The sequence below is a fragment of the Cyclobacterium qasimii M12-11B genome (genome assembly GCF_000427295.1).
GTDB lineage: Bacteria > Bacteroidota > Bacteroidia > Cytophagales > Cyclobacteriaceae > Cyclobacterium > Cyclobacterium qasimii.
Genome location: NZ_ATNM01000191.1, coordinates 1 through 17,086, shown reverse-complemented (window position 1 = coordinate 17,086; position 17,086 = coordinate 1). Strand labels below are relative to the sequence as shown.

The following is a 17,086-nucleotide window of genomic DNA, read 5'->3' as shown; positions in this document are numbered from 1 at the left end:
TTTTAAGACTGAAAGTAACTAAACCCGAAATCTTTAAAATGTGCTTTAACCCAAAATTTCGCAATACACTTATTGTTCTTTTGTTTATTTTGATATCCCCAAGCTTGCTTTGGGCCCAGCAGGATGAATTTATTCTATTGGAAGGCACTGTTTTGGAAAAGGCCAAGGAAGTGATTCGTTCTGGATCTCCTCAAGACATTCCTGAATTAAAGGCATTGATTCAGGAAGCTGACCAAGCCTTAAGAAGCGGCCCATTTTCAGTCATACATAAAAAGCAATTGCCACCAAGTGGAGATATCCATGATTACACCAGTATGGGGCCTTATTGGTGGCCGGATCCGGAAAAAGAGGATGGACTACCCTATATGAGGAGAGATGGTGAGGTTAACCCCGAATTTCATGATTACAAAGACCATAATGAATTTGTAGCCTTAATGAATTCCTTAGAAATATTGAGTCAGGCTTTTTATTTCACTGACGATGAAAAATATGCCCAACATGCCATCCAATTGGTCAATACATGGTTTCTTGATTCTGAGACCAAGATGAATCCTAATCTGAATTATGCCCAGAGAATTCCCGGAAGAACAGAAGGTAGAGGGATCGGTATCATTGACACAAGGTATTTGGCAGAATTACCTGATATATTAAATGTACTTTCAGTTTCGGAACATTGGGACGGAGGAATAAGTAAGGGAATGAAGGATTGGCTTGCCGCGTATGTTTCCTGGCTTGTCAATAGCAAACATGGCAAAGATGAGGCAGTACATGGTAACAACCATACTACATGGTATTTTGCTCAGATCATTCCGCTTACTTTGCATTTGGGCCAAGTGGATAGAGCGGATAGTTTGGCAAAAGCTGGGCTTCCTTTGATAATGGAAGAAATGATTGAGAAGGATGGGAGCCAACCTGCGGAATTGGCGAGAACACGTTCTTATGATTATAGTTCCATGAACCTTCTGGCCATTATGTACTATGCCCAAGCCTGTGAAAAAGTGGGAATGGACTTTTGGAGTATGGAAAATGAAAAAGGAGGAAGTATAGGAAAGGCATTGGATTTTTTAAATTCCTTCACAGATGCTAAAATAGAGTGGGCATACGAACAAATCAATGCAATTGATTATTCCAGGATAAAGGAACAATTGAATATCGCGGCCTATAAGTACCAAAACAAAGACTATAAAAAAGACGCAGATAATATGGGGAAAGAGAAGGGGTATTTTAGTTACTGGGACTTGGTTAATTTCAAGCAGCTGCGTAGATAAATGAAAAAGTGGAAGCTGCGGATCCAATTTATGATTGAAACTTTTTAAAAATTACCTCTTTTTTCCATTCACTACAGTCTTTAAGTTTTCTCCTGAAGCAAAAGTGGAATGTTCGGTTCCCGATAATAAATTTAATGGCTTTTATGAAACCCTTTGGCAGAGCGCCAGAGGCTTTCAAGTTTTGTGCTTCTTAATTAAGCCTCAATCGATGTCTCCTCTTGAAATTGGGTTTTGGGACGCCTTTTATATCCTTCATGGTGTTTTTGTAACTTGCCAACAGTAAGCGTTATTTTTTGAGCAGTTTAATTTTGGTGACTTTTTTAAAACCATTAAAATAAAAACAGCCAAGTTGTTTTCAAATTCTTTTATGGCGAAGGAAAACCCATTAGATTTGTAGTTCAATACAGTAGCGATTTACTGACTATGCTGTACCCCCGCCTGAAATAACCTTTTTTAACCCAAACCCTAGATTGAGAATATTATAAAACTTGATTAATGAAGAAGCACAAAACCGTTCGGTTTTTTATGGTTTCAATTTTTTTGTTCCTCCAAATTTCATTTTTAGCCTTTATGGTATTGGAAAAATACGAATCAGAAACCTTTGTTGCTGTTGCTTTGCTACTTCTAATTTCAATAACGATGTTGTTGGGATACAGGTATTTTGATTTACATCATGAAGCTTATGCTTACGAGAATATTTTTGTGGTTCTCTGGGTTCCAGTAGGAGCCGTAATTTGTTATCTATTAAATGTTTCTGTAGGCTTGGGAAGTGTATTGTCTGCGGGGATCACTGGCACCTTAGCCTCTTTTTTGCCTTTGATAAATAAGAAATCTGAATACATAAATAAAATTCCCGCAGCCATTTATTGTGGTGCTTTCATTGGGATGTCTAGTTTGAAAATCACGCCATCCATTGGCTTTGTGGTGGCAGCTGGTATGGTTGGAAGTGGAATAATGCTATTGTCTAAGAATTTATTCTTGGGCATAGGTGGAAAGCTTGGAACTGTAGCTTTTGTCGGCGTTGTTATTGTCTCTCTAATTTATTGGTTTATAAAATGAACAGTCTAATACTAATTATTACCGGAGGTATAGGAGCCACACTTACATTTCTTGTGAGCGAGCAGTTCGAGCAAGGAGCGGTAAGGGCATCGGCATTACTGTCCTTAATCGTAGGTTTGTTTTTTTATAGCTTCCCTGAATTATTGAATCCGTACCTCACTAAAAATATACAGATTGTGTTTATTGGATCTTCATTTGTAGGCATGGTTTCTTCAGATTTCATGAGTGGTTATATTCGATTGGCCCTGGCAGGATGCCTATTCAGTATAGTTTATATCAATAATAGCGGTTTTTACGAAGGTTATGGAGGGGCACTTGGCGCATTGGCTTTGATCGCTTTGCTTTCGACGATGGGAATCTCAGTAGTATTCTCAAAGAGAAATAAACTGACCAATAGTTTCTTATGGCTACGCAATAAGGTTTTTAATCCTAAAAAATAATATTTTTCATTTGCGATCAAGATTTACTTTAATCGAGATTTAAACTATCAATCTCTAAAATTCTGGAATTCGAAAAAATACATCACCCAACAGCCTGCGGTAATGGTTGTAAGAAATAGAGGGGGGTACGAGCATTCAAGGCTTCAATCCAATTATAGATTGATATACGCTCCTAATGCATCTATTCAAATTTTTTATTTTTACTGTAGGAAGTCATCGGTAAGTGGAGATAAAACGGGCTACTGCAAAGGCATAAATCCTGACCTACCTTTGATGATTTTTTGAAATCTCTGATTATTTAACTAATTTTGTTGCTCATCAAATTTAATATCAAGTACCGCTTTTTGATTTTTATTTGTAGTGAGGATCACTTTAACCTCTCTACCATAATTTAAAGCATCAATCAAAGTAATTTTTTTACTTTCATTACTCTTTTTGCAGTTTCGATTGATTCATTAATTAATCTTGTGTTTTCGAATTGCCAATACTTATGTTCTAATTTTTAGATTTAATTATTATGTCTTTTTGGTACAACAAAGGCAATATTTCTTTTCACATCTGCAATTCTATTGGGTATTTATTTTCACATTTGAAAATAGATGATTTAAAAACATACTAAAACTATTGTTAAACCTTTCTAAAAAATATCAAATAATTTTTAGCCAATCCATCGGCAAGCATTGAAGGAATAATGATGGCTTAAAAAATTAAGACATTGATCAAGGAGATGTTTCAACTTTTAAAGCCAATGATAGAAAATAACAGGCGACCATTTGCATGAGTATTTTAAGGTGAAAATCTTAAAATTTGACTTTTGGAACTTCATCAATTTGGCTGTCTTGTCTACCTATTATAAATGAAGCTTTGGACCATTATTTTTATGAGGTCGGAAATAGAAAACTAATTTTTTCGGTCTACTGACTTTAAAGTTCAAAGAATGTGAATTGAATATTTGCGAATAAAAACACCCCTTTTCAATGCTTTCGGAATAATCATTAGGCGAAAATACTTTTTTGAAATTAGGAATGATTTCGGATTAATTCAAACTAGAAAATACCATAACTATGAGAACTACAATATATGATTTTTTAAAAATGAGCTTTGCCATATTATTACTTTATGGCTGTAATCTATCCTCACCAGAAGGCATTGATGATTTGGATAATGATGCCAATACATTGTCTTTACCTGAAGGGTTTGACTTTAGTACTTATCAGGATGTGACAATCAATATTATTGACAATGAAGGTTATGCAAAATATGATGTCTATGCCTATACAGATGAATTATACGATGCAGGAACTGAAACCTATGAAGATGAATCAGGCGAAACTGTTACGGAAACGGTTTATAAATCAGAAGTTTTGGATAAACTGATTTTTAGCGGTGTACCAAAAAATGGTGTGCTAAAGCAAACCATTAATTTACCTAAATTTTATAGCAAAGTATATATACGGAGAAACGAGCACCTCAATTTCTCTTCCTCAATCGAGGATATTGTTGATCAAGAAGTGAATTACAATTCTTCGGAAAATAAAAGTAATTTAAGATCCATGTCCGTTAAGAGTGTAACGGATTATTTGTATTCTGTAAACGGAGAAGGGCAATTATTTCAAATAGATCCTTTAACGGGTGTGCTTACAGATTTGTCAAATATGCCAATGGGCAGTTATACTTGTGCAATTGATCAGGAAAATAAGCTGCTCTATTCTATCGGTAGAAGCAGCCCATATCCTATTATGAAATATTCCATTGAGGAAGATACCTGGGAGACTGTGGCAAATCTTGGGTTTGGTGGCCCTCGATTAGAATTTAATTCAAAAGATGGTTTGTTGTATTTTTCAAATGGTGCCAAGCTATATACACTTGATCCTACCACTGGAGCCCGATTAGACACATGGAATATAATTGGCCTTCACAATACAAGTGGAGGGGATTTGGCCTTTTCAGATGAGGGTGAGCTGTTTTTATGCTCAGCTTCTGGTTTGTATGGCATGGAATTAGATTCAGATGGTAATTATCAAAGCACCAGAATAAGTGCAGATGACTTGCCTTTTACGCCAACGTCCATGACGTTTGATTCTAATCAAGAATTGTGGATAGCAGATATTTCTGGTTATGCCAATTTGGTTATTATGGATACTCAAACTGGTGGTTGGCAATACAATTATGGAGTAAAAGCAAATAATAATACTACCTATAAGCGGTCAATACACGATTTAACGACTTTTAGGGTATATTCTGATAATATAGATGAGACAGATTCGGATGGTGATGGTATTTTTGATCAAGATGATGCCTACCCGGATGACGCTGAGGCAGCTTTTGAGTTATTTACTCCAAGTAAATATGGTAAAGGAACAATAGCTTTCGAAGATTTATGGCCATCGACCGGGGATTATGACTTCAATGATGCTGTTTTAAGTTATCAGGCCATTGCTGTTTTAAATGCTGATAATATGGCTGTACGGTTAGATTTAATATGTAATATTAAAGCCAATGGTGCAGGTTATACAAATGGAATTGGAATTGAAATAGAAGGCCTGGATCCTTCTCAAATTGAAAGTGTTTCAGGGCCTGTGTTAACAGAGAATTTTATTAGCTTAAATGCCAATGGTACAGAGTCAGGCCAAGAAAATGCTGTTATTATTTTAGCTGATGATGTGGACAATATATTGAATGAAACAACGATTTCTATTAAGTTTGTTTCACCTATAAGTACGTCTGATTTAGGTGTTGCGCCTTTCAATCCTTTTATAATTGTAAATAAAGTGAGAGAGAAAGAAATTCACCTACCCTATATGAAGATCACTAGTTTAGGGAATTCTAGTCTGGAATTTACCGGGGACAATAAAGATACTGATGGTGATTTCATTTCGGACAATGGATTCCCCTGGGCAATAAGTATCATTCATGATTTTAAGGTTCCAAAAGAAAAAGCAAATATAACTACTGCATATAACTTTTTTGGTGCTTGGGCAGAATCAGGAGGTACAACCAATGTAGATTGGTATAAAGATAATCCAGGGAATAGAAATGATGATTTATTGGAATAATAATAGTCACCATTACAATGTTAAATTTTTACCCATTGCAGGTAATTTTTGACCCAAAAGTAAAGCAGCCCGAAGTCACACTTCGGGCTGCTTTTTTTATGGCAATCCTGGTACTTGGTAATAATAAAGGCTGAATAGCTGGTAAAAATATTTTTTGAAATGTAACCCTGTCAACAAGGCCAATATTTTGGTGAAAGTCGGTACCAATATTAATTGGTGCTTAAAGGTCTATAAGTATAGGTAATGACAATTGTTTGCATAATTTACTATCTTAGAAGTACAACCAAAGAATTTCATAAGCACTAAATATTGGCTATTGGATTGACCCCATTAAATGAAGATGACCCGATTGTTATGAGTAAGGGGTGATTCTTAATTTCTTTACTTATTATTGAATATTAGTAAGTAAAGTACCCGAATATTGAGATTGCACTTTTTTTTTTCCATGTAGAAAATACACTGTTAATGAAAAGCCCAAAAATTAAACTGATAGGAGTTATTGTTATTGCTTTATTGGCAGTTATTGTTTTTAATAATTCGCAAAGTAACCAAAAGGTAAGTTTAAATCCCGGAGACATTGCCGTTCCCCATATACGAACAATAAATTGGGAGGTTAAATCTGATTTTTATGATTCAATTGTTGGAATTTGGGCTAATGAAACGGTGGAATATGGCCCAAAACGAGGAAAAGTAGACAATCCTCGGATTTTACTGGCTCAACTCCATTCACAAACAAACGTCGATGAAACCAACCAAGTAATAATGGGCATGAAGCCATGGGGTGTTGCCGGCTCATCCTGGGCATTAAATAAACTTGGTGATTACGACTTTACATTTACGGTACTCACATCTATTTTATGGCAGTTTGGAGACAATCCGGAAATATTGTATGCGCAAACTGTGGACCATTTGCTTAATGTGTTATTGGTTGAAGAGGGCAATAATTTCAGGAGAACAGCGCCCAAGACACTGGGCTTATTCCCCGAAACGGAAAATCACATATTAATGACTGAAGGATCCCGCTATCTCAAAAATAGGTGGATGGCCCTTCATGGGAGTAAAGCCCGAAAATACGACAATAAGAGCAATGAGATGGAGTCAAAAATTGTTGACTTTTTAGCCGAAATGAAAACAAATGGACTCCATGAGTTTAACTCCATGCCTTATGTGGGGTATACCATTACGGCATTGCTAAACCTGGAGGCTTACGGATCAGATAATGTAAGAAAGGAAGCCCGTGAAGTATTGGATTACATGAATTTTTGCTTTGCAATAGGAAGTTATAATTACAAATATTTACCTCCCATGAGAAGGAGGTACGACCGGGCCAACTGGCATAAGTTGACTACAGGATATCACGCTGTTTTTATGAAAGCATGGATGAGCTTTTTGCCAGGAGCAAAAACTAACTTTGATATTGGAGAAGGGCGGGTACATGCACTAATGGGAGCTTGCATGCCTTACCGTCCAGCAGATAAAATCACAACCCTTTTATTCAATAAAGGGGATGGTTATTTTGTGAAAATGGGACATGGTAAAAATGCCAGTCCTGAGATATATGCTGCTGGTAAAAACTATTTAATTTCAGCCGGAGGGGTTAACCGTGGCAAAAGATCGCAAATTGTGGCTAGGCCAATTACCCTTTTTATGAATGACGAAGCCAAAGAACTTGAGGAAACATTTCATTTATCAGGTCCAGGGACAAATTTTATGGAGTGGAACAATACAGGCGTTTATAAAGATTTTGCCTGCGCAGCTGGTCCTGTTTCCATCCCTAAAGGGCAAGTTCCAGTTTTTAAAACGATACATGGTCTATTTTTAAAAGTAGTGAAAACCTGCTTATAGCTGTTTATTCTTCTAACAAGTTTGGTCTATTAACGGTTTTTCAGTCTCAGGATCCCGAAAGATTAGTGCAAGAGCTGGAGAGGGTAAATCCTGATTTGGAAAAATTGAAGTCTCACTTTCAGTTCCCTAATGGTTCCTTGATTGAATATGATGTAAATGCACCTAAAGACAAATGGGTCATTAAACGGGTTGATGAAATAACTATGGACAGCGCTTATGACAGTTGGCCATTGATCGATGGGGAATTTTAATAGTCACTTTCTTATATAATAAGGAGGTTGTCTCCTTTGTAGAGACAACCTCCTTGATACTTAATCATTATTACAAATTAAGGTCGGTAAACCCTGAAACTTCTGTTGATACTTCACCAAGCCAGCCACCTGCGGCAAGTGTTCCGTTGTAAACTTTTATAAAATCTACACCGTGGAGCTTAACAGCGTTGCCTTCACTGTCATGCGCCCAGCTGATGTCAATTTGAGCAGCTTCATTGTTATTAGACATATTGTCTGCATAACCCCAATCGTATGGTGGGTTGGTCCAAAATGTTCCTGTGCCTGATTGGTCATAGATTTTGGATGGAAGTAGGGTTCCTGTGAAAGAAATACTGTCTGTTTCCCATCCTGGATAATAACTTTGACTATTAAATGAATTTTTTGGTACATACCCTGATTGACCCTGATTGTCTTTCCATAAGATGTAGTTTTGTTCATTTGGATTGGTTGGCTCCAATTCAGGTCGGTAGTAAGTGACTTCGTAGTTTTTGACCGCTTCGGAATTGCTATGTTCCGAACCATAGATCTCAAACCATTCGTCATCTGGTAATCCATTTCTATTTACATCCTCAGATACCATGATGATGCCCGGTTCTGCCCAACTGCTATATGCATTTCCTTTTACCAAAAAGTCATTGCCTTCACCATTGACGATCGTGTGGTCAAAGCCCATAGTAACATAACCACCAAAACTACCCAAACTGATCAGTGAATTGTTCGTCAGCGCTTTTTCGGCAGTTTTCAATACGCTATCTGCAGCGATACCTTCTGACCAGGCTGGAAGCTTGTTGATTTGCTGTCCCGGTGCAGGCTTGAATTCAAACAATTTGGTCAGGTTATTCGTGTATACTGCATCATTAATGGTAATGGTAACTTGTACAGTTCTAACGCCAAATTCATTTTTAGCGTTGAGCTGTAATATATGTTCTCCAGCTTTTGCAAAAACATAAGTAAGGTCTTTCGTATTTGCGAGCACTTTACCGTCAAAAAGCCACTCATAATTGGCATCAGCATCGAGTTTTACTACAGTTTCTACGTTAAACCAGGTCATTTTATTAAATACAAATCCTCCGTCTGGAATATTGAACGAAATCACTGGTGCTGAAGCATCAAAATTGATCGCTCTGCCATCAGCAAAAACAAAAGACAATTGCCCCGCAATCTGTGCCAATGCAATGATGTTTGATCCTTCCTTCGCTAGCTGATTTTGAGCTGAAATTCCTACATCTACATCATCTATAACCCAGTTTCTACCTTCTCCAATGCCTATCTCGGGCATGCTATTAGGATATTCTCCGGCTGCTTTACCTGAGTCTTGGTTGTCAATCCACCAATTTCCATTATCGCCTATTTCAATGAATGAAGGAGCATCATTGACAGTCATGATAGTGCCATCACTCAGCTCTATGCTGTATGCGCCACTATTGTCTTCGTAACTTTTAATGTACAATCGATTATTAAGGGCATCCAATAAGCTTTCATATTGAGCCATTTGTTCTTTAAGGCTGTCAACATCTTTTCGTAAATCTTCAAGGTCATCTTTCAGACAGGATGTTAATAGGGTGATAAAAAGGAGGCATGGTAATAGTTTTTTCATCTTTTTAGATTTTAGTTAATAGTTAGTTTTTATATGCGTTTTTGAATAAAAATGCGATTTGGGAGGGAATGTCACCAGTAACTTGTTCGAAAAGCAGTGAATCAGCTTTAAGGTTATAGGCATATAGTTTGCCTGGAGAAACATAGTCTCCGGCATCTGTGATGTAAATATTTCCGGAATAAGCATCTACTGCCAGACCATAAGGCGTTTTGATATTGTCTACTAACTCTTGGGAAATAAAGGGCTGGGAGAGGAGTTCCCTGGTTTGGGTGTTGATCATCGCATAGTCAACTTTAAAACCTCCCAGGGAATAGTCAAATGCTGAACCGATCACATAAGCGGTATCACCACTGATAGTAAGGTTGGAACATGGGATGTTAAATTGGTCGATTACTTGATCCAGTTGCGTATCGATGACAAATAGGTTGGAAGGCGTATTGTAATAATCACCCCTTGAGCTGACATAAATATTCCCTTTTCCATCTGCTTTCACTCGGTGCAGGTTGATGGCAACTTCTATCGCTTTGATGACCTTAAATGAATCCAGGTCAATGACTGAAATCGTATTTTCATACTGAGGAGGACTATAGCCACCAGAATTAGCGATGTATAGTTTACCATTGGAAACAGCCATTTCCTCAGGTTGGCGACCAACCTCTATTTTATTAATTAGGTCAAAATTGATTGTGTCATATTTGGCTATGAAGCCGTTTGGCTTATCATTCCCCAAAGAAACCTCCCCATCATAGGCACTCACATAGACAAATCCCCCATCAAAAGTTACATAGCGGCAATTCTTCACTTCTAAAACTGCTATACGTTCTGTAGTCTCTGCATCTATCACTTCGACTTTATTTGAAGCATTGATTACAGCATAAAGTTTGGAGCCATATAGGCCTAAATCATTACCTACATCTCCTAATCCAAGGGTTGAGTTTGGGTTTGCTGTTCCGTATAAATTCCTGGTATATAGCCCTGTTTGGTAATCGTAATAGTCCAAAGAAGCCTTGTTCATGTTCATATTGCCTTCATTAAGCAGATAAAATCCGGCAATATTTGAGGCTTCTTGCTCAGGTAGCTTGTCGGCATCGGGTAAAGAAATAAAATCGTCTTCCCTACAACTCGATAGAGTGGATAGAATAAGTAGGAATAAGAGGTAGTGTAATGCGTATTTCATAATTTAAAAGGAGATATTGAATTTTAGTCGATAGTTTCTTCCGGGCATTGGAAAGTTTAAAACCACATCGTAATACTGGTTAAATAGGTTGTTGGTCTCCAATCCCATGGAGTATTGGTACTTGCCATATCGATTCTTCCAGGTTAATCCGAGATCGCTGGTGTACCAGGGTTGGACATAGTTGACAGGTAAATTTGCCTTTTGGCTATAGCGTTCACCGGTATAGATGAAGCTGAAATTGGCTTGCCAGTTCTGATAGCTGGCTGATGAGGTAAATGTTCCACTATGAACTGGCGTATAAGGAATCTGGTCTCCATACACTGTGCTAGAAGCTGTAATATCTATAGCCTTCTGGAAGGTGTAACCCATTCCTATTTCGAGTGATACGTTTGCTATTTCTTTAATGCCACGTAGGTTGGTTTCAAGTCCTTTAACTTCTACCTCACCCAAGTTCATCATTGTCCACCGAAAGAGATTGGCAGATGGCATGGCCACAATTTTGTCTTTAACTTGGTTGTAATACCCGTCTACCTGAATGGTAAAAGCTTCTAAAATATGGTTGGGTTTGGCCTGCCAGGTGGCTCCTATATTGTATTGGGTTGTGAATTCTGGTCGTAAAAAGGTGTTTCCTACGAAGGTGTAATAGAGGTCATTGAAAGTAGGCATCCGAAAAGATTCCTTGTAAAAAGCCCTGATTCTGAAATTTTCATGTAAAGTAAAAGGCTGATAGGAAACTGATATTACAGGGTTGAAAACTTGCTGATCGCTTCCTTTTTGGTAAAACTTTACCTTATCATTTACATAGGCACCCAAAAGGTTTGCTTGTATTTCTAATCTGTCCCGATGTATTGCGCTGGATACTGCAATATAATAGGATGATCTGCTAGGATAAGTGAACCGGTATAGGTTTGCATCCAGGGTGTTGAAGGAATAGTCTGCCGCGAGCGATACATCCCACCAGGAATTTAGCATATATTGGTTTACTACAGAGGTGTAGAATTCCCTTTGATAATATCGATTGTCCAGTGCACCTTCAATCGTCTGATAGTTAGGGTCTATGTACCGATTATAATCACTGCTGTACTTCGCATTGACCAACAGCTCATGTTTGTCAAAAAATGACTTGTGCAACATGCCCTGCACAAAGAAGTTCTTGTCCCAAAGACGCTGATAATGACTAAAAATATTGGCAACGATAGCTCCAGGAAGTCCCCGCTCTGATTCGTAATAATAGCCTTTTAGTGATGCTTTACCTCCTGATTTAAACGCCTGATGAAGTGTGATTTCAGCCCTTAAGGATTCGATATCTCCATTTTGTCGGGTTGCAGTGGTATCGTAGCCATTCTCTTTTTGGTACCTGTATTTATATTTCCCGTTGGCGGTAATGTATTCTGTATTGAAGGCGACAGAAAGTCCCTCATTTATCCGACGCTCATAAAGAAGGGATGGATTGATCAAGCCAAAGGATCCTGTTTTGAATGAGATTTTAGCATGCTCTTGTTCTTCGTCTTCAAACACTGGGATTTTACTCTGCATGAAGAGCGTGTTGGAGGCAAAGAAACCTAGAGCAGGCTGGAATATATTTGACTTTTGACCATTAAAAAGCTCCAAAGCCTCAATATTGTCCAAGGAAAATTTCCCCAGGTCTACCTGCCCATTTTGAGCATTTTTGATGACAACTCCATCGTAGAAAACACTGGTGTGGGCACTACCCATGCTTCGGACGTTGATGGTTTTCAGTCCCCCAATTCCTCCATAATCCTTTAACTGAACTCCTGAGAAATACCTGATAGCATCAGCTACGGAAAAACTATTGAGTTTTTCAAGCTCTTTTCCCCTAAGTGCCTGTACCGGCATTGGAGAGCGCAAACGGGATTGGTATCTATCGGATTCAACGGTAACGCCATCGATATCGTAAACGGCAGTTGTATCCCTTGGGGAGGGGTAATTTTGGACATACTTTTCCTGTGCTTGGCATACGCAAGCAATAAAGAGTAAAGCGCACAAAAGAAGAATCGCCTCCTGCTTAGGAAGCCACTTGTAAATGATCATTAAAACTATTTGTCTAAAGGCAAATAGCTTTCAACGAAACCAACTGAAATCAAGATCTTGCGTTGCAAGACGTATTTGTTTTCAAGCTTCAATCCCCGAAAGCTTTCAATTTTACCCGAATTAATTAATAGAATGTCTATCGCATATTTCGGCTTATATTTCGTATTGGCAAGTATTCTGACTTACTCACTATTTTCCGACCTTCCCCTCTGATTATACAGAAAGTGATCATTAAAATTTGGAAATAGCTTTATGAGATTACAGCTGCGGGACAGTTCCGGATTCACACCGGATTCCAATTTAATTTCTCTAGGACAACATCCAGGAGGAAACCATTACGGCGGCGAAGATAGTATTCTATTTTCGATAAAAAAATTTCTTTTAGGACTAAAAGTTCTGCTAGCCGGGTAAATCCTTAGATACAGGTTCAATTATAGGAAACTTGAGGTACACCGCATATTTGGTGACGATACTTTGGATTCTACCTGAAATGGACAGCTATTAAAGGAGCATTTTGCACTTTAACCAAGGCATTGTACTAATAGACTGCACTTTTCAATGATGGTTTGGATTTTTTTTCATAGCTTATAATGTAAAAATTTACAAAAGGTGTGATTTAAGATTAAGAAGCAATTTTAACGAACTTCTTGGTTTAGTATTATCCGTATAAAAAGTTTTGGATTAAATGTGTGAAACCAAAAGAACTAGTTTAAAAACACAGGAGCTTTCACCATTCATTTTGCGAATCGAGAAGCAGTGCTTCATTTATATTGGGGGATATGGAGCTGAAATGCTTAACGCTAAAATAATAATTGGGTTTATTAAGAAAATGATATTGGTTATTATGTTGAATAGATTGTTTTTATATGCCACCACTTGATTTTAAGACAATTTATTTTAGTTATATTTTAATTAATATTATTGATTTAATATTAATTGTCTCTTTGTATTTTCAGATAAAAAAACGATTCCCCGGGACTTTCTTAGTTTTGCTTAGTTTTTCTATACTTACTTTGGGGAATATTATGATATTCTTACGAGGTAATATTCCTGATTGGCTGTCTATACCTGTTGCCAATACCTTAATCGTTTCTTCTACTATAATATTATTAATTGGCTTAGAAAAATTCCTTAGGTTAAAAGGACCTCAAATTCAAAATATTTTATTAATACTTACCTTTTTTTCAATACACTCATATTTTACTTTTTTAGATCCTGATTTATACATCAGAAAAATTAATTTTGCATTGGCTTTTGTCTTAATTAGTTTTCAAGGTGCCTTTTTAATGTTAAGAAGGACTCCGGTTGCTATGCAAAGGGTTACCCGGCCTGTTGGTTATGTATTTGTGGTGGTTTTTTTTGTTCAGATTTCTCACATAATTTACATCATTCAAAATCAACCAGTGCAGGATGCTTACTTTAACTCGACAGGTTCAGAATCCTTGTTTTTAATGGCATGGGAAGTCATAGTTATCTCTTTGACGTATAGTGTTTTTTTAATGTATAATAAACGCCTGGTTAATGATGTTAATGAGCAGGAAGAGAAGTTCTCAAAAGCCTTTCATAAAGCTCCCTTTATTATATTTTTATCTAAACTTAAGGATGGAGAAATTTTCGAGGTAAACAAAAGCGTTTATTCAATTTCTGGCTTTCAACCTCATGAATTAATAGGGTTAAAATCAATTGATTTGAATATTTGGAAACAAAATGAAGACCTGCTTAAATTTACTTTGGATTTAAAGTCAAAAGGGTTAGTGGTCGAAGATGAATATTTGTTTCGTAAAAAATCAGGGGAATTATTTCATGGTTTAATCTCAGCAGAAATCATCGAAATTAATAATGTGAAATGTGTTATATCCGTAATAAATGACATTACGAATAGAAAACAAGCAGAGTTTAATCTTCGAAAAAGTGAAGCATCATTAAGAGAATTAAATTCAACAAAAGACAAGTTTTTTTCAATTATTGCACATGACTTGAAAAGTCCATTTAATGGCATTTTAGGTTTAAGTGAAATCCTAAGTGAACAAGTTAGGGAAAAAGATTATGAAGGTATTGATACCTATGCGACGATTATTAATTCCTCTTCGAGACATGCCATGGCATTGTTGTCAAACTTGATGGAATGGTCAAGGTCTCAAACTGGTAGAATGGAGTTCAATCCAGAAAAGGTTGACCTTGTTAAAACACAAAATCAATCATTGAACTGTTGAAAACTTCATCAGAGGAAAAGGCAATAGGGATAAGCTTAAATGCACCATTAAAGCTTGAACTAAATGCCGATAAAGCAATGATTGAAACGGTTTTGAGAAACCTTATATCCAATGCTATAAAATTCACTCCTTTTAAAGGGGAAGTAATTATTACTGTTGAAGAAGCAGAGAATGAATATTTATTGTCTGTTGCTGACAGTGGTGTTGGTATTGATAAAGTGAATTTTGAGAAATTATTTCGAATTGACACGTCCTATTCTACCTTAGGAACTAACAACGAAAAAGGCACTGGTTTGGGACTTATCCTGTGTAAGGAATTTATCGAAAAACACAAAGGGAAAGTAGGTTTGGAAAGCGAACTTGGTGTTGGTAGTAGGTTTTATTTTACTTTACCCAAAACATAGCATAGGAAACAATAAGGGATTAAAATGTCAATCATTTGTGTATGTAGTTTAGAATAGTCTTTCCTAAAGTTCAAAACATAAAATACTTATACTGAAATCCGAGAATAGCATACAACATAATGATGCCAATAAATCATTAAAATAACATACCACTAAATCCTTTTATAAATAAAATGATTTAGTTGAAAAGAGTTTAATCAAAAAAAATATGAGACCATTTGTAAGTTAAATTTTAGTACAATACTTTGACTTTAATCTATCTAAATATTGATGTTTTTTTGATTATAACACTTCCTAAATCATGTGAAGCAAACTAATGCCTGACTTTAGGTTTAGACATTGGACCCATATTATTAATGGGTGAAAATCTGATGTTCATTTTTTTTAGGTAAAAGCCTTATTTCCTCTTAACTTTCCGGGAATTTTAAAACTATATTTTTATGGAAAGTCCAATCTCCTCGAATGAATTCGATAGACTGTTAGCATTGGCCGATTACGATTTAGACAATCAAGAATTAGAGGGCCAATTAAAAGACCTTACCAAACTTGCCGCAAAGGTGGCAGGGACGGATATTTCACTTATAAATTTGATTGATGCAGTAACTCAGTGGAGTGTTGCTAGTGAAGGATTACCCGTGATGCAATTGCCCAGAGAAGAGTCGGTTTGCCAGTATACCATTATGGAAAACCATTCTCTTGAAATCGAAGACCTTTCAAAAGACGAGCGATTTAAAAATAAGCTTTATGTGACTGCAGATCCAAATCTAAGGTATTATTTAGGTGTGCCATTGACCACTGAAACAGGGTATAATCTCGGAGCATTGTGTGTCCTGGATACGAAATCAAGGGTTATTAGTCCTGAGAAAATTGACCTTTTGGAAATTATTGCTCACGAGATCATGAACAGGTTGAGAATTATTAAATCTGTAAGTGATTTAAAATCCAAGGTTAAGAACTCATTAGAGAAGCAAGAGCAGGTAGCCCATGATATCAGAGGGCCAATTAGTGGAATCATAGGTTTGGCACAGATTATCAAAGAACAAGGGGACCAAAACCGTTTGGATGACGTATTGGAGTTTATCAAAGTTATTCAAAGCAGTAGCCAATCATTACTTGAATTAGCGGATCAAATATTGACCAATCACGAGGATCAGAAATTTGCACCTGCTATAAAGAATGAAGGTGAATATACCCTCTTGATTTTAAAGGAAAAGTTGAAAAATCTATACGGGGTTCAGGCCGAACAGAAAAAGGTTGAATTTAAAGTTGAGGTGCTCAGTAATAATTTAGAAATGAGATTCCCAAAAGCAAAACTCCTTCAAATAGTGGGCAATCTGATTTCCAATGCCATCAAGTTTACTCCTGCAGGGGGTACTGTAAGCATTGGGCTTAGCCTTACTGAAAAAAATTATAGAAAGGAATTGAAGGTTGAGGTATCTGATACCGGAGCAGGAATGACTAAAGAGCAAATTGAAGAAATCATGAAAGGAGAGGGTAAAACCACCGACGGAACAGCGGGTGAAAAAGGTTATGGTTTTGGTTTACCCTTGGTTAAACACTTGATAGACGCAATGGAAGGAAAATTAAAAATTGATGCCAAAGTAGGTGAGTTTTCCAAATTTGAAGTAAAATTGCCTGTTTGATATTGAATGCAAAAAGCCAAAAGAGAATGGCAATTCGGTTTATATCCATTAGTCATAAAA

Annotated in this window: 12 protein-coding genes and 1 riboswitch; of the genes, 9 read left to right on the top strand and 3 right to left on the bottom strand. The window is 36.8% G+C overall.

Annotation, left to right across the window (positions count from 1 at the left end):
* Positions 1-38: 38 nt before the first annotated feature.
* The 6 genes from ADICYQ_RS22865 to ADICYQ_RS29115 all read left to right on the top strand — a co-directional run bounded on the left by ADICYQ_RS22865 (position 39) and on the right by ADICYQ_RS29115 (position 7,919).
* Positions 39-1,268, top strand: coding sequence for an alginate lyase family protein (locus ADICYQ_RS22865; RefSeq protein ID WP_051160327.1), 1,230 nt, complete (start codon positions 39-41; stop codon positions 1,266-1,268).
* 495 nt (positions 1,269-1,763) lie between these two features.
* Positions 1,764-2,327, top strand: a complete 564-nt coding sequence (locus tag ADICYQ_RS22855; protein ID WP_040417835.1) for a hypothetical protein — start codon at positions 1,764-1,766, stop codon at positions 2,325-2,327.
* Complete coding sequence (locus tag ADICYQ_RS22850) at positions 2,324-2,767, top strand: hypothetical protein (protein ID WP_040417832.1); 444 nt, start codon at positions 2,324-2,326, stop codon at positions 2,765-2,767. The genes ADICYQ_RS22855 and ADICYQ_RS22850 overlap by 4 nt, the downstream gene beginning before the upstream one ends.
* A gap of 1,064 nt (positions 2,768-3,831) precedes the next feature.
* Positions 3,832-5,823 (top strand): LruC domain-containing protein, encoded by a 1,992-nt coding sequence (locus tag ADICYQ_RS22845; RefSeq protein WP_020889231.1) that lies wholly within the window; start codon positions 3,832-3,834, stop codon positions 5,821-5,823.
* A gap of 465 nt (positions 5,824-6,288) precedes the next feature.
* A complete protein-coding gene (locus tag ADICYQ_RS22840; RefSeq protein ID WP_020889229.1) occupies positions 6,289-7,668 on the top strand; it encodes a hypothetical protein in 1,380 nt (459 codons plus the stop codon).
* A 95-nt stretch (positions 7,669-7,763) separates the two neighbouring features.
* The gene (locus ADICYQ_RS29115; RefSeq protein ID WP_235114868.1) at positions 7,764-7,919 is read left to right on the top strand and encodes a hypothetical protein; all 156 of its coding nucleotides are present in this window, start codon (positions 7,764-7,766) and stop codon (positions 7,917-7,919) included.
* 70 nt (positions 7,920-7,989) lie between these two features.
* On the opposite strand, the gene ADICYQ_RS26365 is transcribed toward ADICYQ_RS29115, so the two are convergent.
* Genes ADICYQ_RS26365 through ADICYQ_RS22825 form a run of 3 tightly spaced genes read right to left on the bottom strand, consistent with a single transcriptional unit; the run spans position 7,990 to position 12,766 of the window.
* A complete protein-coding gene (locus tag ADICYQ_RS26365; protein WP_020889227.1) occupies positions 7,990-9,537 on the bottom strand; it encodes a PKD-like domain-containing protein in 1,548 nt (515 codons plus the stop codon).
* Between the two features lie 22 nt (positions 9,538-9,559).
* The gene (locus ADICYQ_RS22830) at positions 9,560-10,714 is read right to left on the bottom strand and encodes a YncE family protein (protein ID WP_020889226.1); all 1,155 of its coding nucleotides are present in this window, start codon (positions 10,712-10,714) and stop codon (positions 9,560-9,562) included.
* 3 nt (positions 10,715-10,717) lie between these two features.
* Positions 10,718-12,766 (bottom strand): TonB-dependent receptor, encoded by a 2,049-nt coding sequence (locus ADICYQ_RS22825; RefSeq protein WP_051160326.1) that lies wholly within the window; start codon positions 12,764-12,766, stop codon positions 10,718-10,720.
* A gap of 150 nt (positions 12,767-12,916) precedes the next feature.
* A riboswitch (cobalamin riboswitch) is annotated at positions 12,917-13,118 on the bottom strand.
* A gap of 514 nt (positions 13,119-13,632) precedes the next feature.
* Here ADICYQ_RS22825 and ADICYQ_RS26360 point away from each other — a divergent pair.
* The 3 genes from ADICYQ_RS26360 (at position 13,633) to ADICYQ_RS22810 (ending at position 17,026) form a co-directional block, all read left to right on the top strand.
* On the top strand, positions 13,633-14,979 hold the full coding sequence (locus ADICYQ_RS26360; protein ID WP_020889224.1) for a PAS domain-containing sensor histidine kinase: 1,347 nt from the start codon (positions 13,633-13,635) through the stop codon (positions 14,977-14,979).
* Positions 14,976-15,383 carry a sensor histidine kinase gene (locus tag ADICYQ_RS26355; RefSeq protein WP_020889223.1) on the top strand — a complete coding sequence of 136 codons (408 nt, stop codon included), beginning with the start codon at positions 14,976-14,978 and terminating at the stop codon, positions 15,381-15,383. The genes ADICYQ_RS26360 and ADICYQ_RS26355 overlap by 4 nt, the downstream gene beginning before the upstream one ends.
* Before the next feature lie 440 nt (positions 15,384-15,823).
* Positions 15,824-17,026 (top strand): GAF domain-containing sensor histidine kinase, encoded by a 1,203-nt coding sequence (locus ADICYQ_RS22810; protein WP_040417820.1) that lies wholly within the window; start codon positions 15,824-15,826, stop codon positions 17,024-17,026.
* The last annotated feature ends 60 nt before the right edge of the window (positions 17,027-17,086 follow it).